The organism is Xanthomonas melonis (genome assembly GCF_020783655.1).
In the GTDB taxonomy this organism is placed as follows: Bacteria; Pseudomonadota; Gammaproteobacteria; order Xanthomonadales; family Xanthomonadaceae; genus Xanthomonas; species Xanthomonas melonis.
On the sequence record NZ_JAJGQH010000002.1, the window covers coordinates 220,290 to 239,785 of the forward strand.

The 19,496-nt window shown below is 68.1% G+C and carries 18 protein-coding genes; 4 read left to right on the plus strand and 14 right to left on the minus strand.

The window, feature by feature from the left end:
• Window positions 1-10: 10 nt before the first annotated feature.
• The 3 genes from LL964_RS02800 to LL964_RS02810 all read right to left on the minus strand — a co-directional run bounded on the left by LL964_RS02800 (window position 11) and on the right by LL964_RS02810 (window position 3,920).
• Complete coding sequence (locus LL964_RS02800) at window positions 11-1,918, minus strand: glycosyltransferase family 2 protein (protein ID WP_104584982.1); 1,908 nt, start codon at window positions 1,916-1,918, stop codon at window positions 11-13.
• A 13-nt stretch (window positions 1,919-1,931) separates the two neighbouring features.
• On the minus strand, window positions 1,932-2,822 hold the full coding sequence (locus LL964_RS02805; RefSeq protein ID WP_104584984.1) for a hypothetical protein: 891 nt from the start codon (window positions 2,820-2,822) through the stop codon (window positions 1,932-1,934).
• A gap of 258 nt (window positions 2,823-3,080) precedes the next feature.
• Entirely contained in the window at window positions 3,081-3,920 is an 840-nt protein-coding gene (locus LL964_RS02810; RefSeq protein WP_104584985.1) for a glycosyltransferase family 2 protein, read from the minus strand.
• Between the two features lie 495 nt (window positions 3,921-4,415).
• On the opposite strand from LL964_RS02810, the gene LL964_RS02815 reads away from it, so the two are divergent.
• The 4 genes from LL964_RS02815 to LL964_RS02830 all read left to right on the plus strand — a co-directional run bounded on the left by LL964_RS02815 (window position 4,416) and on the right by LL964_RS02830 (window position 9,286).
• On the plus strand, window positions 4,416-5,573 hold the full coding sequence (locus LL964_RS02815; protein ID WP_104584986.1) for a phosphotransferase enzyme family protein: 1,158 nt from the start codon (window positions 4,416-4,418) through the stop codon (window positions 5,571-5,573).
• Window positions 5,570-7,768 carry a TonB-dependent receptor gene (locus LL964_RS02820; RefSeq protein ID WP_146092303.1) on the plus strand — a complete coding sequence of 733 codons (2,199 nt, stop codon included), beginning with the start codon at window positions 5,570-5,572 and terminating at the stop codon, window positions 7,766-7,768. The genes LL964_RS02815 and LL964_RS02820 overlap by 4 nt, the downstream gene beginning before the upstream one ends.
• 109 nt (window positions 7,769-7,877) lie before the next feature.
• Window positions 7,878-8,453 (plus strand): nicotinamide riboside transporter PnuC, encoded by a 576-nt coding sequence (pnuC, locus tag LL964_RS02825; protein WP_104584990.1) that lies wholly within the window; start codon window positions 7,878-7,880, stop codon window positions 8,451-8,453.
• A 104-nt stretch (window positions 8,454-8,557) separates the two neighbouring features.
• Window positions 8,558-9,286, plus strand: coding sequence for a UTRA domain-containing protein (locus LL964_RS02830; protein WP_104584992.1), 729 nt, complete (start codon window positions 8,558-8,560; stop codon window positions 9,284-9,286).
• A 74-nt stretch (window positions 9,287-9,360) separates the two neighbouring features.
• Here LL964_RS02830 and LL964_RS02835 read toward each other — a convergent pair whose 3' ends face one another.
• The 11 genes from LL964_RS02835 to xpsF form a co-directional block, all read right to left on the minus strand.
• The gene (locus LL964_RS02835) at window positions 9,361-10,200 is read right to left on the minus strand and encodes a glycosyltransferase family 2 protein (RefSeq protein ID WP_104584994.1); all 840 of its coding nucleotides are present in this window, start codon (window positions 10,198-10,200) and stop codon (window positions 9,361-9,363) included.
• Window positions 10,197-12,509, minus strand: coding sequence for a type II secretion system secretin GspD (gene gspD, locus LL964_RS02840; RefSeq protein WP_104584996.1), 2,313 nt, complete (start codon window positions 12,507-12,509; stop codon window positions 10,197-10,199). The genes LL964_RS02835 and gspD overlap by 4 nt, the downstream gene beginning before the upstream one ends.
• Entirely contained in the window at window positions 12,506-13,312 is an 807-nt protein-coding gene (xpsN, locus tag LL964_RS02845) for a type II secretion system protein XpsN (RefSeq protein WP_104584998.1), read from the minus strand. The genes gspD and xpsN overlap by 4 nt, the downstream gene beginning before the upstream one ends.
• A complete protein-coding gene (gene gspM / locus LL964_RS02850; RefSeq protein ID WP_104585000.1) occupies window positions 13,302-13,955 on the minus strand; it encodes a type II secretion system protein GspM in 654 nt (217 codons plus the stop codon). Before gspM ends, xpsN begins: the two co-directional genes overlap by 11 nt.
• Window positions 13,939-15,060 (minus strand): PilN domain-containing protein, encoded by a 1,122-nt coding sequence (locus LL964_RS02855; protein WP_104585002.1) that lies wholly within the window; start codon window positions 15,058-15,060, stop codon window positions 13,939-13,941. The genes gspM and LL964_RS02855 overlap by 17 nt, the downstream gene beginning before the upstream one ends.
• Window positions 15,057-15,908 carry a type II secretion system minor pseudopilin gene (locus LL964_RS02860; protein WP_104585004.1) on the minus strand — a complete coding sequence of 284 codons (852 nt, stop codon included), beginning with the start codon at window positions 15,906-15,908 and terminating at the stop codon, window positions 15,057-15,059. Before LL964_RS02860 ends, LL964_RS02855 begins: the two co-directional genes overlap by 4 nt.
• Window positions 15,905-16,540, minus strand: coding sequence for a type II secretion system protein J (locus LL964_RS02865; protein WP_104585006.1), 636 nt, complete (start codon window positions 16,538-16,540; stop codon window positions 15,905-15,907). Before LL964_RS02865 ends, LL964_RS02860 begins: the two co-directional genes overlap by 4 nt.
• Window positions 16,537-16,953, minus strand: a complete 417-nt coding sequence (gene xpsI / locus LL964_RS02870) for a type II secretion system protein XpsI (protein WP_104585008.1) — start codon at window positions 16,951-16,953, stop codon at window positions 16,537-16,539. Before xpsI ends, LL964_RS02865 begins: the two co-directional genes overlap by 4 nt.
• On the minus strand, window positions 16,950-17,459 hold the full coding sequence (gene xpsH / locus LL964_RS02875; protein WP_104585010.1) for a type II secretion system protein XpsH: 510 nt from the start codon (window positions 17,457-17,459) through the stop codon (window positions 16,950-16,952). Before xpsH ends, xpsI begins: the two co-directional genes overlap by 4 nt.
• 9 nt (window positions 17,460-17,468) lie before the next feature.
• Window positions 17,469-17,900: a type II secretion system major pseudopilin GspG gene (gene gspG, locus LL964_RS02880; protein ID WP_104536305.1), complete on the minus strand. Its 432-nt coding sequence runs from the start codon at window positions 17,898-17,900 to the stop codon at window positions 17,469-17,471.
• A 243-nt stretch (window positions 17,901-18,143) separates the two neighbouring features.
• On the minus strand, window positions 18,144-19,361 hold the full coding sequence (gene xpsF, locus LL964_RS02885; RefSeq protein ID WP_104585014.1) for a type II secretion system protein XpsF: 1,218 nt from the start codon (window positions 19,359-19,361) through the stop codon (window positions 18,144-18,146).
• Window positions 19,362-19,496: the final 135 nt, after the last annotated feature.

The following is a 19,496-nucleotide window of genomic DNA, read 5'->3' on the forward strand; positions in this document are numbered from 1 at the left end:
CGCAGCCGGCTCACTCTTCGAGTGCGGCGCGGCGCTCGTTTTCCGAATGCTTGCTGATGCCATGCGTGGTCTTCTCCCAGTAGAACGGATTGCGGATCAGCTGCCAGAGCCCCTTGTAGGCGGCAATGGACTGCAACGCCCAATAGAGCGGCACCGTCAGCGCGTAAGGCGCCAGCTTGAAGTAGTCGCGCTTGAACGCGGCCACCAGCGTGATGTAGATGAAGAACGCATTGGCCAGCAGCAGATTGACCAGCGACACCGCGCCCAGCCATGGCGGGAAGAAGCGATCGAAGGCACTGGTACCGGTGAGCATCCATACTGCGTACAAGGCCCACAGCACCGGCACGCCCAGCGCCGTGAAGAAGCCGCCGCCGATGAAGAACTGGAACCCCCAGAAGCCCTTGAAGCCGGTACTGCGATACAGGTGCACCGGGTCGCGCATGTGCACCAGCCAGGTCTGCATATAGCCCTTGAGCCAGCGCGAGCGCTGCCGGATCCAGTTGGGGATGCTGACATTGGCTTCTTCGAAGGTGGTGGAGTTCACCACGTTGACGCGGTAGCCGTTCTGGATCAGCCGCACGCCCAGGTCGGCGTCCTCGGTGACGTTGTACGGATCCCACGCGCGCACCTGGCGCAACACGTCCAGGCGGAAGTGGTTGGAGGTGCCACCCAGCGGGATCGGAATCCGCAGGTACTCCAGCGCCGGCAGGTAGAAGTCGAACCAGAGCGTGTACTCCAGCGTGAACATCCGCGTCAGCCAGTTTTCGTCGGCGTTGTAGTAGTTCAGCCGCGCCTGGATGCACACCACATCCTGCTCGGCCTTGCGGAACGCCGCCACCACGCGCTTGAGCTGATCCGGCTCGGGCTTGTCTTCGGCGTCGTAGATGGTGAGCAGCTGCCCACGCGCGAAGTGCAGCGCGTAGTTGCAGGCCTTGGGCTTGGTCTTGGGCTGCGAGGGCGGCACCCGGATGATTTCGAAGAACGCTTCCAGGCCGAGCTTCTTGGCCGCTTCGATGGTCTCGAAGTCGTCGGCCTCCAGCACCAGCTTCACGTCGAGCTTGCTGATCGGGTAATCCAGCTTGCGCAGCGCGTTGGCCAGGATCGGCAGGACTTCCGGCTCCTTGTACATCGGCACCAGCACGGTATAGACCGGCAGGTCGTCGTCGCGCAGCGCGGCCACTTCGTCCTCGGTGACCTTGATGTCGATGCGGTGGCGCGAGCCGAACCACACCAGCAGCAACTTCAACCCGAAGGTGGCCAGAAAGCCCAGCGCCACCAGTACGTTGATGGCGATCAACGCCGGCACCGGAAACACCGCCAACGTCGCGACCAGCACTGCAGCCAGCCCCCACAGCGCGATCTTCTGCCCGTGCGTGACCACCTGGCGCGCCGAATAGGTGGGCGCGTGCGCCGCCAGCAGGTTCAGGGCGTTGTCGGTGAGCTGCTGATCGGCATAGCGCTGCAGACTCCAGATGACGTCGAACTTGGCGGTGCCGACGAAGCGCACCTCTTCGCCGTAGTGCGCGCGCGCCCAGGCGAACAACGCCGGGTCGGGATCGGCGACCGCCAGCACCAGGACGCCGTGTTCGCGCCGCCACGGCAGCAGCAGGCGCTGGGCGTAGCTGTCCAGGTCGCCGGCAACCAGCAGGGTCGGATCCGGCGGTTGCTGCACCAGGTCGACGAATTCCAATCCGAAGTGCGCCGCCACGATGGCGTAGAAGCGCTGCGCCGGTACGCCGCGCTGGGCCAGGATCACATCGCCCAGGCGCGAGTTCCAGCGCTGTTGCAGCGCCAGCGCGGCGCGCAGTTGCGCATCGGTGATGACGCCCGCCGACACCAGCGCGCGGCCCAGCAGCCCGCGTTCGCGGCCGATGTCCGGCGCCCGTCCCAGCGTCTCCATGTCGCAGGTGACCGTCATGGGCGCGGCGTCCTCAGAACCGCCACCAGGCGGCCACGAAGGGTCCGCCTGCGGCGCCGGTGTTGCGGCCCATCACCGGCTGCTGGTAGCCCAGCTGCCATTGGCTGCCGCCGGGCGCGGTGTACAGCGCCGACAGCTGCAGCTTGGTGAGGTCGTAATTGGTGCCGGTGGCGACGAAGCCCGCGCCACCGCTCTGGCCCGGCACAGCCACGTTGTTGCGCCCGTTGCCCAGGCCCTGGATCACGTTCGCCTCGCCCAGCAGCAGCCACTGCGGGGTCAGGCTCAGCCCGGCGGAGGCATCCAGCCGCACTTCGTCGGAGGCGGCGCTGCCGCGCAGGCGCACGCCGCCGCTCAGGTCGACGTAGCCGTTGCGCCCGCCCAGCGTGTAGCCGCGTCCGCGGCTGTAACGCAGCTCCAGGCCGTAATCGCCCAGGCCCAGGGCCGGATCGCTGCCCGGGTTGTTCGGGTGATAGGTCTTGCTGCGACCATAGGCAGGGATGCTCACCAGCGCCTGCACCGCGCTGCGCCAGGCATCGTCCGCCGCACCGGACAGCGCATAACGCAAGCCGATTTCCTGATCGGCGAACCCGGTGGTGGTGGTGCGCTGACGCAGCGGCACGCCATTGCGGCTGCTGTCGTTGCTGAAGCCGACCTCGGTGAAATAGAAATTGCCGATCAGGCTCAAGCGGTCGGTCAGGCCATGCTCCAGATAGACATTGAGCTGATCCTGGCGACTGCGGCCATTGTTGGCGAAATCGCCACGGTGGTGCGCATCGTCGAACCAGCCGGTGCCATCGCTGTGCAAAGCCTTGACGATCAGCAGTGTGTCGCCTTGCGGCTGGGTCCAGGCACCGGCAAGAGCGGTGGCCGGTAGCACGGATGCGGCGACACCCAGCGACAGCATGACCGCCGCCGCGACCGGCAGGCGGCAGGGGCGACGGTGCAATAACGCGGAAGGGCCAACCGAACTGGACTGCAGGAAGGCAAGATGCGACTGACGCACCCGCGGTTGCGGGTCGTTGCTTGAAGACATGTGTACGATTCCTGATGGGGGACCCGTTAGGGACAGGAAGCACGGGCTGGATCACATTGCGTCGCGCAACGTATCACAGTTGCGAACGCTCCCCCATCACGGATTTATCACTAATTTAACGGCGCAAATTCATTTCGCCCGTAACAATCTAGGCACCTGCACGAGGGCGTGGGTCCAGATCGCCAACCAGACCCCCATCCGGGTCGGCAAGCCCCGCCGGCTCGCCTCGAACTTGCGGAAATACCGCCACAAGCCGCGATGCTTGTGCCATTCCACGAAGAATGGACGCGCCCGGCTGGAAACCCCGCGCACGTGCACCACCTGCAGATCGTTGGCCACCGCGACCAGGGCGCCGGCCTGACGCGCGCGCCGGCACAGGTCCAGGTCTTCGGCATGCAGCCGGTACCCGCCATCCCAGCCGCCCAGGCGGTCGAACAGGCTGCGCTGCATCAGCATCAATGCGCCGGAGATGGCATCCACGCGTTGTAGCGGCATGCCCGGGTCGGCCGGCACCGCCAGCTGGGCAGCAGCGCGCGGCGCGCGCAACATCGCCGCGAAGTCCGGGTCGCGCCGTCGTACCGCCGCGTCCGGCCGGCCTTGTTCGTCCACCTGCTCCACCCCCAGCAGCACCGCGGCGTGCCCGACGGCGCGCGCGCAGAGCCGGACCAGGGTATCGCGCTCGACCATCAGGTCGGGGTTGATGAACACCAGCCACGGCGCCTGCGAATCGCGTGCGCCCTGATTGCAGGCAGTGGCGAAGCCGGGATTGTCGGGATTGGCGATGAAGTGCACCCGCGGATCGGCCAACGCATGCCGTTGCACCACGTCCACGGTGTCGTCGCTGGACGCGTTGTCGACCACCCGGATCTCGCTGATGCCCTCGGCCGCGCGCAGCCGCAACAGGCAGGCATCGATGGTGCTGGCGCTCTGGTAGGTGACGACGACGGCGGCGATCTGGACAGGGCTCATGCGCGCATTATCCGGCGACCGGGCGATACGGCGCCATCACGAAAACGGCGAGCGATGGCCGAACGTCGGCGCACGCATCGCATTTGGCCAGGCGTGGCGCAACGCCGGCTGCCGATTGCGCACGACCTGCGGCAGCCGCCGCCGGCAGGCGCTGCCTGCAAACTCCACGCATCCATGCCAGCGGGCCGGCATGGCGGCGGCTGCCCGGAGCGGGCATACTGCGCGCCCGACAGCCGCGATGCGGCTGCGTCAGTGCCGCCTGCGGCGCACCACCCTCGATCTCCGAGATGACAGCCAGCGACCTTCCGGTTTGCCGCTGCCTTTTCACTTTCTGCTACGCGACGGCCTGATGCGGCCTGCGCGGCAACGACGGCCTGGCAGCGCCGTCCGTGGCAATGCCGGCCTGGTCGTCGGACGACGCGGGATCGCCCACCCAGCCTGGTCTATACCACTGTACGTCTCACGCGTGGTCACCGGCCTCGCGAGGGGAGCATCGTGAGCGCGCCCCACCAGGTGCACGGCATGAGCCTGGAGCTGGCGCTGCCGGATTGGCCTGCGCTGACGATGGACGAGACCCAGCGCGTGCTGCGCCAGTTCGCCCTGGCCGACGCCAGCGAGACCGTGCGTTGGCACAGCGCGCGCCCGTTTTCCGCTGCGGCCTGCGTCGATACCGCCACCGGGCCGGTGATCGTCAAACGTCACCATGCCAGCGTGCGCAATGTCGCCGCATTGCGCGAGGAACACGCCTTCATGGCGCATCTGCGCTGGGCCGGCGCGCCGGTGGTGGAGGTGCTCCATACCGCCGACGGCCAGACCGCGCTGGCGCAGGCGCAATGGGTCTACGAAGTGCAGCGTGTCGGCGCCGGATGCGACCTGTATCGCGACGCCTTGTCGTGGACGCCCTTCACCGAACTTGTCCATGCGCACGCTGCCGGCGCGGCACTGGCGCGGCTGCACCATGCCGCACAGGGCTTCGACGCTCCGGCCCGCTCCACCACCGTGCTGGTCGCCAATCTGCGGCTGTTCGCGCAGGCCGACCCGTTGCAGGCGCTGCAACGCGCGTTGCCGGCACGCCCCTTCCTGGCCGCGGCACTGCACGACTACCCCTGGCAACGCGATCTTGCCGCCCACCTGTTGCCCTGGCATGCCAAGGCCTGGCCACGGTTGTCGGCGCCGGGCGCGTTGCCGCCGCTGTGGACGCACGGCGACTGGCATGCCTCCAACCTGCTCTGGAAGCGCGACGCCGGCCACGCCGAGGTCAGCGCGATCTTCGATTTCGGGCTAAGCGATCGCAGCAGCGCGCTGTTCGACCTGGCCACCGCCATCGAACGCAATCTCATCCCCTGGTTGCAGCTGGACCTGGGTGCGCGCGCGCAGCCTGAACTCGCCCAGCTCGATGCCTTACTCGATGGCTACACCCTGCACCGCCCGTTGAGCGCCGCGCAGCTGCAGTGCCTGGCGGCGCTGCTGCCGATCGTGCATGCCGATTTCGCCTTGAGCGAGATCGAATACTTCGCCGGCATCACCCGTTCGCGCGAGAACGTGGACATCGCCTATCACCGCTATCTGCTCGGCCATGCGGACTGGTTCGCCAGCGCCGATGGCCAGGATCTGCTCGCGCATCTGCTTGCGCGGGCGCGCCGCTCGCCATGAGCGCCCTCTTCTCTCGAGTCCTTTGCATGTACGCATCACGCCCCCCACTGCTCTGCCGCTGCCCGCTCACCCTCGCACTGACGCTCTGCCTGAGCGCACCTGCGCTGGCGCAACAACCCGCCGACACCACCGCAGTCGAACTGGACGCGGTCAACGTGCGTGGCGAACGCAACGACACCGCCACCGCGCTGAGCGGTTTCGGATCCACGCGCCTGCTGGATGCGCCGGCCTCCATCGCCGCGATCGACCGCCAGCAGTTGCTCGACCGCCAGGCGCGCGTGCTCAGCGACGTGCTGCGTGCCGAGGCGTCCGCCGGCGATGCGTACGCACCGATCGGCTATTACGAAAACTTCGTGCTGCGCGGCTACTCGCTCAATGCGGCCAACAGCTACCGCATCAACGGGCTGAGCGCGGTGGGCGAACAATCCATCGCGCTGGAGAACAAACAGCAGGTGCAGATTCTCAAGGGTCTGTCCGGGCTGCAATCCGGCGTCAACGAACCGGCCGGCCTGATCGACTACCGCACCAAACGCCCCGAGCCCGTCCGCAGCGTGACCGTGGGAACCGACGAGCAGGCCTCGCGCTATCTCGCCGCCGATCTGGGCGGCTGGCTCGGTGCCGAGCGCGCGCTGGGCCTGCGCGTGAATGCCGCGCGCGAAGACATCGACAGCTATGTCGAGCACGCCGACGGCTATCGCAATTTCCTGTCGTTGGCCGGCGACTGGAAGATCGATCCACAATCGCTGCTGCAGCTCGATGTGGAATACCAGCACCGCCAGCAACGCTCGGTGCCGGGCTATCAGCTGCTCGGCGGCACCGAGGTACCGCGCGGCATCGACGTGCGCCGCCTGCTCGGCTACCAGCCGTGGGCGCGCCCGGTGGAGATGGATACGCTCAACGCGCAGCTGCGCTACGCCTACCAGTTCAACGACGACTGGCGCGCCACGGCCGAGGCGGCGCACAGCCGCTCGGCGATCAACGATTTCTCCGCGTTCGCCTGGGGCTGTTACGGCGCGGCCGGCTGCGCCGACATCGTCACGCCGAACGTCTTCAGTGCGCAGGGCGAGTACGACATCTACGACTATCGCAGCCCCGACGACACCCGCGTGCACGATCAACTGCGTGCCACCCTGGAAGGCAAGCTGACCACGGGTGTGCTGGAACACCGCCTCAGCATCGGCGGCGATTGGCTACGCCGCACCATCGATCGCTTCGGCTCGGTCAACGAATTCGTCGGCAGCGGCCGCATCGACCGCGATCCGGACGTCTTCGCGCAGACCGAGGTGCCGTTGGACCCCAAGCAACGCCGCCTGGACAGCCGGCAACGCGCGCTGGTGCTGGCCGACCGCATCGGTCTGGGCACCCGTTGGGAACTGTCGCTGGGCGCACGTGCGGTTCGCCTGGACGAACGCAGCTTCGACCGCGATGGCGTGCTGGAACGGCGCACGCGCAAGGACACCGTGCTGCCGCAGGCCGCGCTGCTGTTCAAGCCGCAGCAGAACGTGTCGCTGTATGCCAGCTACGCCAAGAGCCTGGCCGCGGGCGGCACCGCACCGTGGTTCGCCGACAACGCCGATGAGATCCTGCCGCCCACCAACGCCTACCAGCTGGAAACCGGCGCCAAGATCGCGTTGGCGGGAGTACGCCTGGGCGCGGCGCTGTTCGACATCCGCCAGGCCTATCAGTTCACCCAGCCGCAGGCCGATGGCGGACTGCTGTTCGTGCAGCAGGGCCGGCTGCACAACCGCGGCCTGGAACTGTCGGCCGACGGCGCGGCGACCGAGCAGCTGCGCCTGTTCGCCAGCATCGCCGCGATCCGCGCGCGCGCCGAGGACACCGCCATTGCCGATTACGAAGGGCATCAGGCCATCAACGTGCCCAAGTTGCGCGCCAGCGTGCAGGCCGACTACCGCGTCCCCGGCGTGGAGGGCCTGGCGCTGCTGGCAGGGGTGCAGTACAGCGGACGCAAGTTCGCCGACCGGCTCGGCAATGCCAGCGTGCCGGCCTACGCCGTCGCCAACCTGGGGGCACGCTATGCGGCGCCCATCGGCGGCCTGGCCACCACCTGGCGCGTGAACGTGGACAACGTGTTCGACAAGCGCTACTGGCGCGATTCCGGCGAGTATCAGGGCGATGCCTACCTGTTCCCCGGCGCACCGCGAACCGCACGCCTGACGGTGCAGGTGGATTTTTGAGGCCTGCTGCCCCCATCCGCCCTTCGGGCACCTTCCTCCGCAGGCGGGGGAAGGATGTTTGCACGGGGTGCGCCTCTCCCACCGCTGTCCACTTTCCATCAGGCATTGCATGTCGTTGCTCGAATCCATCGCCGTCGTGATCAATCTGCTGGGCGTGTGGCTGACCGCCCGACGCATCCGATGGTGCTGGCCGGTCGGCATCGTCGCAGTGGCGCTGTATGCGTGGTTGTTCTATCAGTGGAAGCTGTACTCGGACATGTTGCTGCAGGGAGTGTATGTGCTCACCCAGCTGTATGGCTGGTGGCGCTGGCAGGACCGCGGCACCGCCGATACGCGCATTCGCCCGTTGCCGATACCGCAACGGGAGTTGTGGCTCTCGCTGGGCATCGGCGCGGCTTTCGCGGCGGCGCTGGGCGCATACATGCACCATCGCACCGACGCGGTGCTGCCGTGGCTGGATGCGGCGCTGGCCAGCTTCAGCCTGGTCGCCAGCGTCTGGGCCGCGCGCAAGCGCATCGCCAACTGGGTGTTGTGGATCGCGCTCGACTGCATCTACGTGGGAGTGTTCCTCAGCAAAGGGCTATACCCCACTGCCCTGCTCTACGCCGGCTTCGTTGCGCTGGCCGTGTATGGTTGGCGCAGCTGGAACGCGCAACGCGCATCGCAGCCGATCCTCGCACCGTGAGGCAAGGCCGGTTCGCGGCCGCTTTCTTTCTTTACCATCGTCGCCTTCGGGTTCCTGGTCATCGCCTTGCACATGCTGTGTGTCATCCCGCGGCCGAGCGCCGCATGAGCGTCTCGCGCCAAGCCACCATCACCGATGCCATCAGCGCTCAGATCGCTGCCGGCGCCTGGGGCCCGGATCACCGCCTGCCGGTGGAACGCGAGCTGGCCGAGCGCTTTGGCTGCACCCGGATCACCTTGCGTGAGGCCCTGCAGCAACTGGAAGCCGAGGGCCGCATCTATCGCGAGAACCGCCGTGGCTGGTTCGTCAGCGCCCCGCGCGTGCGCTACGACCCCACCAGCATCGCCGGGTTCATGCAGTACGTGGCCGCGCAGGGGCGCAAACCGCGTACCGAACTGTTGAGCGCGACCCGCCAGCCCGCCGGTGCCGCCTTCGCGGCAGCGCTCAGGCTGCAGTCGCGCTACGAGGATGTCTTCGTGCTGCAACGCCGGCGCTGGATCGACCGCCGCGCGGTGCTGTTGGAAACCAACGTGGTGCTCGCCGCCTGGGCACCCGGATTGCTCGAACACGACCTGGCCGGCTCGCTCTCGGCCGTGTTCAACCAGAAGCTGGGGCTGTTCCTGAGCCGCGCGCAGCTGTCGATGCATCCGGCCGGGCTGGATGCCACGCAGGCCACGCTGTTGCAGTCCACCACCGGCACGCCGTGCTTCCGCCTGCAGCGCGTAAGCTTTGCCGAGGACGGCCAGGCGGTGGAACTGGACATCGAATCCTGGCGCCACGATGCGCTGGATGTGGTGGTGCGCACCGAAGCGCCGATGCGCGTGGCGCTGTAGCGCCGGGATTCGGGATTCGGGATTCGGGATTCGAGGGCGAGCGTGCTCGTGCTGCCATCTTTTCTGCGGGACGATTACGCGTCGAACAGCGTGCGCTGCGGATCCGGCGGCGGCAGGTCGGCCAGCAACTGGCTCAGCTGCTCGCGCTGGGCGCGTAGCGGGTCGTGCATGAGGAAGCTGGCCAGGCGCGCGTGCCAGGCCGGCCAGCGCGTGGCCAGCGCTTCCATGTCGCCGTCGGCCGGGAGGGCTTCGTGCGGCGAAGCCACGAAGGCCGTGTCGCACAGCACGTTGCGCCAGCCCAGGCCGCCCATGCGCAGGCTCAGGTCCACCAGCGCGGCATACCAGGAACCGTAGCTGCTGGCATCCAGGCCGCCGGCCTTGCGCCGTGCACTGCCACGCAACAGCACCGCATGGCCAACCGCCGAGGGCAGTTCCGGGTGCAGCGGCGGCATCGCCGCGCAGGCGGCGGCGAGCCGTTCCGGTGCGTCGGGCGGCGCATTGAGTTCGCCCAGCCGCGGCCAGCTGCAGGCTTCGCCCACATTGCTCCAGGGCGTAGCGGTGGCGATGGCGGCGTCGCGTGCGAAACACGCGCTCAGCAGGCCCAGCCAGCCCGGCAGCGGGCAGGCATCCACGCCCAGCACCGCCACATCGGCATCGCCGCAGGCGCTGAGCATTTCGTCCAGATGCGCCACCGCGCCGAGCATGCGCTGGCGGCGGGTGTGATGTGCCTGCAACTGGGTGCGCGCCAGCCAGTGTTCGATCACCGCGCGCCCGCGCGGACCGGCCTGCGCATCGTCGGCCAGCCACACCCGCGTGCCGGCGGGCGTGGCGGCATCCAGCGCGCCCAGGCAGGCATCCAACGCCTCGTCGTCGGTGCCCACCGGCACCAGCACGACGGGCAGTGCTGCACTCATTGCGCCTTCTGGCTGGGTTTCAACGGCTCCATGGCCTTGAATTTCTGGCCGTACTCGTCGGTGAGATTGCGCGCTTCCTGCGGGTTGCGCACGATCGACGGGGTGATCAGCACGATGACTTCGCGGCGGTCGGTGTCTCTGGTCTTCCGACCGAACAAGGCGCCGACGACCGGCAGCTTGCTCAAGAACGGGACGCCGGCGCTGCCATCGTTCGTACTGTCGTTGATCAGGCCTGCCAGCATCATGGTGTCGCCGCTCTGCACGGCTGCTTCGGTCTTAACTCGACGCGTGTTGATATCGACGTTGCATGCAGCACTGTTGACAGTGGTGGTGGTCGCCGCAGTACACGCATCGGGGCGCGGACCTGGCGAGCTGACTTCCTGCACGATATCCAGGAACACCATGCCGTCCTTGGTCACACGTGGACGCACTTTCAGGATCACGCCGGTGTCGATGTATTGCACCGACGAAAAGCTGCTGTCGCTGCCCAGCCCGGTATTGATCGACGTTGAATTGATCGGAATACGCGAGCCAACATTCAGCGTGGCCTCGGCGTTGTTTCGCACGAAGACCGAAGGTGTCTGTAGCAAACGCACGTTGGTGACGGTATCCAGCGCAGTAATGACTGCCGCAGCATTCTTGCCAAGGAACGTCCAGGCAGCGCCGCCGTTGGTTACTCGACCGGCGATGTCACCCCATATGTTGCGCCCTGCCGCACTGGGAAGCCCCGCGCCACCGAACCCATTGGTGATCGAATCTGGAGCCGCATTCACCGCATTCTCGAAAAACCAGTTCACGCCGTACTGCAGCCGTCCGGTCAGCGTCACCTCCGCCACCTGCGCCTCGATATGCACCTGCATCGGCATCACATCGAGCTTTTCGATGACGTCGCGAATGGAATTCCAGGACTGCGGGGTGGAGCGCACCAGCAGGGTGTTGGTTTCGGCCACGGCCGAGACGCCGACCTTGTCGCCCTCCACCTCCAGCGTCACCGCGCCATTGCCGTTGCTGCGCGGCGACAGTTGCAGGCTGCCGTTGCCCAGGCCGCCGCCAGTACTGCCGCTGCCCATGCCGCTGCCGCCACCGAACTCACCGCCAACCGTGCTACCGCCATTTTCGCCGATGCTGCCACCGGTCAGGCCGGAGCTGCCGCCCATGCTGCTGTCGCGATTGCCCAGCTGCCCGCCCAGCACGCTGGTCTCTGCACCCGGTGCCAGCGAGGCGCTGGAGTCGCCGCCGTTGCCGCGCCCGCCGCCGAACACTTCCGCCAGGCGATCGGCCAGGTCCTTGGCCTTGATGTATTTCAGCTCGTAGGAGAACAGCCGCACGCCGCCGCCAGCGCTGTCGATGCGGTCCAGCCATTGCTGGATCTGGTCCAGGTAGCGCGGCTGCGGGGTGATCACCAGCACCGCATTGGCGTTCTCCAGCGGCATGAAGCGGAACATGCCGGCGCTGGGTGTCTTGCTCTGTTCGCCGAATACCTTTTCCAGATCGGCGGCGACCTTCTCGGCCTTGCCGGACTGGATCGGGAACACGCCCACCGACATGCCCGACAGCCAGTCCACGTCGAAGATCTGCACCGTACGCAGATAGTTTTCCAGCTCGGCGCGGGTGCCGCCCAGGGTGATCACGTTGCGCGCCGGGTCGGTGCCGACGATGGCGTTCGGGCGCGCGTAGGGCTCGAGCACCTTCTTCATTTCGCTGGCCGAGATGTACTTCAGCGGCACCACGCGCACCTCGAAACCGCGCGCGGCCGAGGGCGAGGCGGTGCTGGGCGCCACCGTGCCGGCCAGCGCCTGATCGGCCGGCACGATGTTGTAGCGGCCACCGTTGAACACCATGCGGGCGTTGTTCCAGCCCAGCACCATCTCCAGCAGGTTCAGCGCCTGCGCGGGCGACACCGGATTGGGCGTGGCCAGGGTCACGGTGCCCTGCACGCCGGGGGCGATGACGTAGTTCTGCCCGAGCATGTCGCCCAGGATCGCCTTGACCACGGCCTGCAGCGATTCGCCTTCGAAGTTGAAGGTGGCGCTGCCGCTGCTGGCCATGCCCAGCGTGGGCGCCGGCGCCGACGCGGCGCTCTGGTTGATCATGGCGCCGCTGCCGCGGCGGATCACCGGGCCGGGCCTGGCGCTGGCATTGCCGTCGGCACGCTGCTCGGCGGGGGTCTGGGTGGCGCCGGCGGCGCCGACCTGCGGATCCAGGCGCGCATTGCGGCGCACGTCCGGCGGCGGAGTGGTGGCGCAACCGGCCAGCAGGCCAATCAGCAGGGACACGGGAAACAGGCGCGGCGTCATGCGTTCACTCATTGGGTCTGACCGGGGGTAGAGCCGCTCTGGCGCTGCTGTTGCAGCTGGCGGCGTCGGGCTTCGATGCGTTCGCGGATGGCCCGCATCTGATCGTCGGAGGGGCGTGGAGCTTCCTGTGCGCCATCGCTGCGCTGCGGCGGCACGGTCGGCGGGGGCTGGCCGCCGGGCTGTTGCTCGGGCGGCGCGGCCGGTTGTGGCTGCGGCTGCGGCATCGTCGCGGCGGCATCGGCGGGCGCGCCTACGCCGGGCGCCGGCAACGGCGGGGTGCCAGCGGGCGCACCTCGCGCGGACGCGTTGGCGGTCGGCGGCTGCCCGCCCTGGCCGTTGAACACGTGCAGTTCCAGGGTCTGGGTGCCGCCCGGGCCCTCGATGGTGGCGCTGCGCGGTTGCAGGGCGAGCAGGCGCCAGCCCTTGACCGCCTCGCCGCCGAGCTGCACGCGCACCGAATCCTGCGGGTCCAGGGTCAGTGTGGCCATCTTGAAGTTGTCGGTCAGCAGCACACCGGTCAGGCGCACCGTCGAGGCGGCGCCGCTGCCGTCGTTGCCGGACAGGAAGAACGGATGCGGCAGACGATCTTCGGCGAACACCGGATGCGCGGCGATCTCCGAGTATTTCCCGAACTGCCCCAGTCGCTCGGGCGCCGGTGCCGGCAGCGTGGGCAGGCGCTGCACCAGTGCCGGATCGTCCGGCAGCAGCTCCACGCGCTTGCCCAGGCCGGCCACGGCCAGGATGCACACCAGCAAGGCCCAGCCCACCACGGTGGCCAGCAGCCAGGTCCTCAGACCGATCAGGTCAAGACGCATCGCTGGCCTCCGTAGTCTCGGCGGCAGCCGGCGCGGCCTCGGTGTTCAACGGCGCAGCGCTGGCGCCCGGGCGCAGATAGCCGGCCAGTTCGAACGCGATATCCAGGCCGTTGCCGCTTTCGTTGGGCGAGAGCTGGTAGCGCTGCGCCATCACGTTGAGATTGTCCACGAACAGGCGCGGGCTGCCGTTCTCCAGGCTGTACAGCACCGAGGCCAGCTCCGGTGTGCCGCAGCGCAGGCGCACCTGCACCGCCACGCGGGTGAAGCGGCCCTTGCTTTCCGGCTGCAGCGGCGAACGGTTGCTGATGGCGCAACTGCGGTTGCCGGGGCTGGCTTCCACCACGGCGCGCTCCAGCCGTTGCACCAGCCCGGCCGAGGCCAGCTCGGCGGAGGTTTCCGGCAGGAACCCCGGCCGGCTCTCCAGGGTCTGGCGTGCCTGTTGCAAGCGCTGGCTGACCTGCGGCGCCTGCTGCAATTGCACGCGCACACGCAGCTCGCGTTCGCGTAGTGCCTGCAGTTCGTCCTGTGCGGCGATCATCGGCTGGGTGAACCACGGATGCACCAGCACCAGATAGGCCACGCCGAGGACCAGCAGCAGCAGGCCCAGAGCGATCCAGCGATCGCGCTTAACGCTGCGCGGCATCGGCGGCCTCCTTCGCATCCGGGCCGACCAGTTCGGCGGTGATGGTGAAACGATCGACGTTGCGGCCGGCATCGCTCTGCAGCACGCCGGTCAACGACGGCGTGCGCCACAACGGCGAGCCTTCCAGCCGCCGTACCAGCGAGGAAGCCTCGTTGCTCAGGCCGATCAACTGCAGTTGCCCGCCTTCGACCGAGAATTTCTCCAGATAGGTGCCGCCCGGCAACCGCCGGCTCAGTTCGTCCCAGATCTCCACCGAGGTCGGGCGCGTGGCGCGTTGCTGCTGGAAGAACGTGGCGCCCTCCACCAGGTCCATCAGTTGCTGGCGTTCGGCAGCCACCTGCCGCGCGCGCGCAGCGTTGGACTGCACCTTGGCGCGCAGCTCGTCGGCGGCCTGCCGGCGGTTGTCCAGCAGCAGCCAGCCGGCCACCGCCAACAGCACCAGCGCGGTGGCCGAGAGCAGCAGGTTCCAGCGCTGCATCGGGTCGCTGCGGCGCAGCCGGCGCGCCGGCGGCAGCAGGTTCACCCCCAGCGGCGCGCCCTGCGCATCGGCCACGTCGATGCCGGACAACGCGGTCGCCCAGGCATCGGGCACGCCGGCCTCGCCATCGATCATGCGCCGCGGCACCACCACCAGTTCGGCATCGAGCTGGCCGTCTTCGCGCACATCGAGCACGCGCGCATCGAAATACACCTGATCGGCAGTGAACGGGGTCTGCCGGTCGATCTCGAAGCGCGCCACATCCTGCAGGCGCGCCGCAGCCGCAGCCGGCAACCGCAGTGGACGCCGCAACGCCTGCGCCGCCGGCAGCAGCCAATGCCGCGGCAGGCCGTCCAGCGCGGTCGGCAGCACGCTGTTGACCTCGTGCGGCTGCACCGGCCACGGCAGGCTGGCGATCGTCTCGCGGCTCTGATCGCGCTGACGCAGCAGCTGCAGACTGTCGCCGTCGAGCTGCAACAGCAGGCGCGCCTGCGACAGACCCAGCTGCCACTGCCAGCGCTGCGGCAGCCACGCCAGCAGCGATTGCTGCCACCAACGCCAGAAGCCGCCGGCGCCCGGCATGGCGCGTACGCCGATACGACCCAAGGTGTCCCGCCATGCGGTCATTGCACTGCTGCTCCCTCTTCCCAACGCAACACGGTATAGGCCGACCCCGGTAACGCGGACGCGCTGATGGACACGACCGCCCGCAACACTGCCTCGCGTCCCTGACTCAGTCGCGCCCGGCTCTCGATACTATAAGTGTCAGAGCCACCGACCGTCGCCTCGCTACCCGGCAAACCCAGCGGCGCGTCACGCTGCGCCAGCAGCTGCCGTGCGTCCAGGCCCATCGCCGTCAACACCGGGCCCGGCGCGAAGCGCGCTTCCGGACGCGAGCGACCGCTGTACAAGGTGAGGTTCGGCAGCAGCTTGCGATACAGCTCGCCATCCATGCCCAGCACCAACCGCAATTCGCCCAGGGTTTCGAACGGGCTGTCCTTGGCGCCATAGGGTAGGCCCGCATCGGCGTAGTCGCGATCTTCCGCGCCGCCGCCGGGCTGGCTCAACGAATCGCCATCGCGCCAATCGACGATGGCGCCGGCGATGCGCGTGTCGCGGCCTTGCTCGCCATCCACCGCACGCACCAGCGCGGCGAGCAATGCCGGCTCGGCCATGTTCAGATCCACCTTGCCGCTTTCGTCGACGATGCGGATCTCCACGCTGGCCTGGTCCATCTGCCAACGATAACGCCGGCCGTCTGCGCGCCAGCGCGCCTGGGTATCGGCGCTGCGCAAGCGGAACAGCGCGTACTCCAGGCCGGCGCGCGCGTATTCCTGCGCCTGCGCGCCATTGCGCAGCATGTTGCCCTGCAGCGCTTCCACGCGTGCGGTCAGCGCGAACGCACCGATCATCGCGGTGAGCAACGCGATCAACCACAGCACCAGCACCAGCGCTGCACCGCGCATCGCGCTCATTGCCCGGCTCCCGGGTTGCTGGATTGCGGCAACGCCACCACCAGCGGCGGCCAGGCCGTATCGTCGCTGCGGATCTCGATGCGCACCAGCAGGGGAAGACGGTCGTGCCATTCCCATTGCGGCAACCAGGCGCTCAGGCGTCCGTTCTGCGGATCCATGCCGCGATAGCGAAAGCTCACCTGCTGCACGCCATCGGTCAGTGTCTCCGGCGGCAATGCCTTGCCTTCTTCGATCGACTTGCCCGATTGCAACATGGTCAGCGCAATCTGCAGGCTGCGCCGCTGCCCGTCACCGGCCACCGACAGATCGTGCAGGTAGGGGCCGCCGCGGCCCAGGTAGTCCGGCACGTCGGCGGCAAACCGCATGCGCTGCGGTTCGCCGACGAACAGCATCGGCTGCTGGCTTTGCGGATCGATGCTCATCGCCAGCGGCAACGCGGCGGCCAGCCGCCGGCGCAGGAACTCCTCGACCGCGCGCATGCGCTCGCTGCGTTGGGCGATGGCTTCGCCGCGCTGGCTCACCGCGCTGGCCGAGCGCAAGGTGGCGAAGGCCAGCGCCAGCCCGCCGACCAGCAGCATGGTGGCCAGCAGCACTTCGATCAGGGTGAAGCCGGCGCTGCGCGCACGCGTCATAGCGCGCTGTCCTGCGCGGTGGGCGCAACCAGCCGCAAGGTGCGCCACTGCAGCTTCTGGCTGGGCGCCTCGCCCCAACGCACCACCAGGGTCAGTTGCAGCAGCCGGTTCGCGCCGGGGGCCACCGGCGCCTGCGGGTTGCGGCGCGGCTCCTCGTACGGGCGCACGTCCATCGACCAACGGAAATGCCCGTTCTCGAAGCTGCCCTGCTGCTGTTCGGGCACCAATGGCTTCTCCATGCCTTGCGCAGCCAGCAGCGATTGCGCGTGCAGCGTGGCGCGCGTGCCTTCGTCGGCCGCACGCACCTGACGTGCGGCACCGGACAACGATCCCAGCAACAGACTCAGCGCCAGCGCGAGCAAGGCGAAGGCCACGATCACCTCGATCAGGGAGTAGCCGCGTTGTCGCCTCATGGCGCGGGCGTCCGCAACGGACCGGAACGCACTTCACCGGTGATCCAGCCCACGTCCACGCGCCAGCGCGCGTCCTTGACCTGCAGATCGATCCGCCCGCCGGTGGAAGCGCCATCGGGAAAGAACTGGATCGCTCCCTGATCCTGCCGCGACTGCACCTGGCGCGCACCGGTGAAGCGCACGTCCAGCGAAGACGGCAGATCGCCATGATGACCGCCGGGCGCTTCCCAGCGGCGTTGCATCGGATCGATCAGAAACCGCTGCGGAGTGCCGGTGGCGATGGCCTGGGTGCGCGTGTAACGCAACTGCGAGGCGATCGCCTTGCCGGCGGTGCGCAGGCGCATGCCGTCGATGCCGCCGTTCAGGGCGGCCGCCGCCAGCACGCCGGCCATGGCGACCAGCGCGATCACCAGCAGCATTTCCAGCAACGAGGTGCCGCGCGCGCGTCTGCGGCCGGGGCCGAACACTGCGGGAGGGCAACGCAACGGCGGACGCGCACGGCACATGGACGCGGCTTATTGGTACTTGATGTCCGCGTCGTAGCTGCTGCCGCCGGGGCGCCCGTCCTTGCCCAGGCTGATCAGGTCGAACGGCTGCCCATCGCCCGGCACGCGGTATTCGATGGTGTGGCCCCACGGATCGTTGAGTTCGACCGGCTTGGCGTACGGGCCCAGCCAGCCGCTGCTGCCGCCGGGCTGGGTGACCAGATCGTCGAGCTTGCTCGGCAGCTTGCCGGTGTCCAGCTGGAAGTTTTCGATCTTGCCGGCCAGGGTCTGGATCTGCGACTTGGCCAGATTGGCCTTGCCGCGATCGGCACCGCCGAGCACGCGACTGCCGACCAGGGTGAGCACCGCACCGATCAGCACGATGACGATGATGATTTCCAGCAGGCTCATACCGGCCTGGCCTGCACGCGACGGACTGCGGGTGATGGAACGCTTGATCATGAACGATTTCCTTGCACGTCGATGAAGAATGCTGCCGCCAATACAAGACAGGGCGACCAGAGCAATGGTTCCCGCCCATGCACAGGACGGTCGCCGAAAAAATGGGGCACCATCGTCGGCCGCTGCCTGTGGCCGGCGCGGCGCAGCGCACGCGCGCCAGCATGCCGCATGGCGATCGCGCTGCCCACAGCGACATCGCAGCCGCGCACTGCGCGTGCCTGCAGGTCGGCCGCGCCGCCGCGACTAGCCGATGGCATTGGTGAGGTCATACAGCGGTACCAGCACCGAAATGATGACCAGGCCCACCACCGAGGCCAGCACCAGGGTGATCAGCGGCACCAGCGCGGCCAGCGCGCGATCGATGGCCTGCGCGGTTTCCAGTTCGAACGTGTCAGCGGTCTTGAGCAGCATGGTATCCAGCGCGCCGGATTCCTCGCCGACCTGGATCATCTGCAGCGCCAGCCGCGGAAAGCGCTTGCCGCGCGCCAGCGACATCGACAGGCCATGGCCGTTCTTGACGTCGTCGGCAGCGGCAGCAACGTCGTCGACCAGGGCGGTATTGGACATCACGTTGCGCGCGATGCCGATCGCCGCCAGCAACGGCACACCATTGCGCAGCAAGGTCCCCAGGGTGCGCGTGAGGCGTGCGGTTTCCAGCCGCGCGATCAGGCTGCCGACCACCTTCTGGCGCAACAGCCATTCGTCCAGCGCCGCCCGAAACGCCGCATTGCGTCGCTTGCGATCCAGCCACAGTCCCAGCATGCCCGGCACCACCACCAGCACGATCCACCAGTCGCGCACCAGCAGCCCCACGCTCAGCACCGCCTGGGTGAACCAGGGCAACGCCACATCCAGGCTTTCGTACATCTGCGCGAACTGCGGCACCACGTAACCGAGCAGGAACAGCAGCGCGCAACCCACCACCGCCAGCAGGATCGCCGGATAGATCAAGGCGTTGATGACCTTGCCCTTGAGCGCGCGACTGCGTTCCAGGTAATCGGCCAGCCGCTGCAAGGTGTCCTGCATGCTGCCGCCGGCCTCGCCCGCGCGCACCATGTTGATGTAGAGCTTGGAAAACAGCCCGTGCTGGCGTTCCAGCGCCGAGGACAGCGGCGCACCGCCGCGCACGGTGTCGCGGATGTCGCCGATCACCCGCCGGCTCTTGTCGTCCTCGGGCAGGTCCATCAGGATCGACAGGGCGCGGTCCAACGGCTGCCCGGCACCGATCAGCGTCGCCAGTTGTTGGGTGAACTGCACCAGCGCAGCATTGTCGAATGGCTTCTTGCGCAGCAGCATGCGCAGCGAGGGCGAATCGTTTTCGCCGGTGGCCAGGCGGGTTTCCACCGGCAGGTGGCCCTGTTCCTGCAGGCGCAGCGCCACCTCGGCATCGCTGGCCGCTTCCATCTGGCCATCGAGCATTTCGCCGTGCGCGTCCAGCGCTTTGTAGCGGTAGAGGGGCATCAGGGCGAGCCGGGACCGGGGACCGGGGACCGGGGACCCGGGAAAAGCTGTTCACTGCCGCACTGAAACTTGGCAGCGCGATGGTCAGCGAATACAACGTACCCCGCAGCGCCATTGCCTCGGCTGTTCCCGGGT

Coding starts and splice junctions, on each gene's coding strand:
- LL964_RS02800 (WP_104584982.1), bottom strand. CDS start 1,918: ATGACGGTCACCTGCGACATGGAGACGCTGGGACGGGCGCCGGACATC.
- LL964_RS02835 (WP_104584994.1), bottom strand. CDS start 10,200: ATGAGTGCAGCACTGCCCGTCGTGCTGGTGCCGGTGGGCACCGACGAC.
- LL964_RS02805 (WP_104584984.1), bottom strand. CDS start 2,822: ATGCTGTCGCTGGGTGTCGCCGCATCCGTGCTACCGGCCACCGCTCTT.
- LL964_RS02865 (WP_104585006.1), bottom strand. CDS start 16,540: ATGACGCGTGCGCGCAGCGCCGGCTTCACCCTGATCGAAGTGCTGCTG.
- pnuC (WP_104584990.1), top strand. CDS start 7,878: ATGTCGTTGCTCGAATCCATCGCCGTCGTGATCAATCTGCTGGGCGTG.
- LL964_RS02820 (WP_146092303.1), top strand. CDS start 5,570: ATGAGCGCCCTCTTCTCTCGAGTCCTTTGCATGTACGCATCACGCCCC.
- xpsH (WP_104585010.1), bottom strand. CDS start 17,459: ATGTGCCGTGCGCGTCCGCCGTTGCGTTGCCCTCCCGCAGTGTTCGGC.
- LL964_RS02810 (WP_104584985.1), bottom strand. CDS start 3,920: ATGAGCCCTGTCCAGATCGCCGCCGTCGTCGTCACCTACCAGAGCGCC.
- gspM (WP_104585000.1), bottom strand. CDS start 13,955: ATGCCGCGCAGCGTTAAGCGCGATCGCTGGATCGCTCTGGGCCTGCTG.
- LL964_RS02855 (WP_104585002.1), bottom strand. CDS start 15,060: ATGACCGCATGGCGGGACACCTTGGGTCGTATCGGCGTACGCGCCATG.
- LL964_RS02830 (WP_104584992.1), top strand. CDS start 8,558: ATGAGCGTCTCGCGCCAAGCCACCATCACCGATGCCATCAGCGCTCAG.
- gspG (WP_104536305.1), bottom strand. CDS start 17,900: ATGATCAAGCGTTCCATCACCCGCAGTCCGTCGCGTGCAGGCCAGGCC.
- LL964_RS02860 (WP_104585004.1), bottom strand. CDS start 15,908: ATGAGCGCGATGCGCGGTGCAGCGCTGGTGCTGGTGCTGTGGTTGATC.
- xpsI (WP_104585008.1), bottom strand. CDS start 16,953: ATGAGGCGACAACGCGGCTACTCCCTGATCGAGGTGATCGTGGCCTTC.
- gspD (WP_104584996.1), bottom strand. CDS start 12,509: ATGAGTGAACGCATGACGCCGCGCCTGTTTCCCGTGTCCCTGCTGATT.
- xpsN (WP_104584998.1), bottom strand. CDS start 13,312: ATGCGTCTTGACCTGATCGGTCTGAGGACCTGGCTGCTGGCCACCGTG.
- xpsF (WP_104585014.1), bottom strand. CDS start 19,361: ATGCCCCTCTACCGCTACAAAGCGCTGGACGCGCACGGCGAAATGCTC.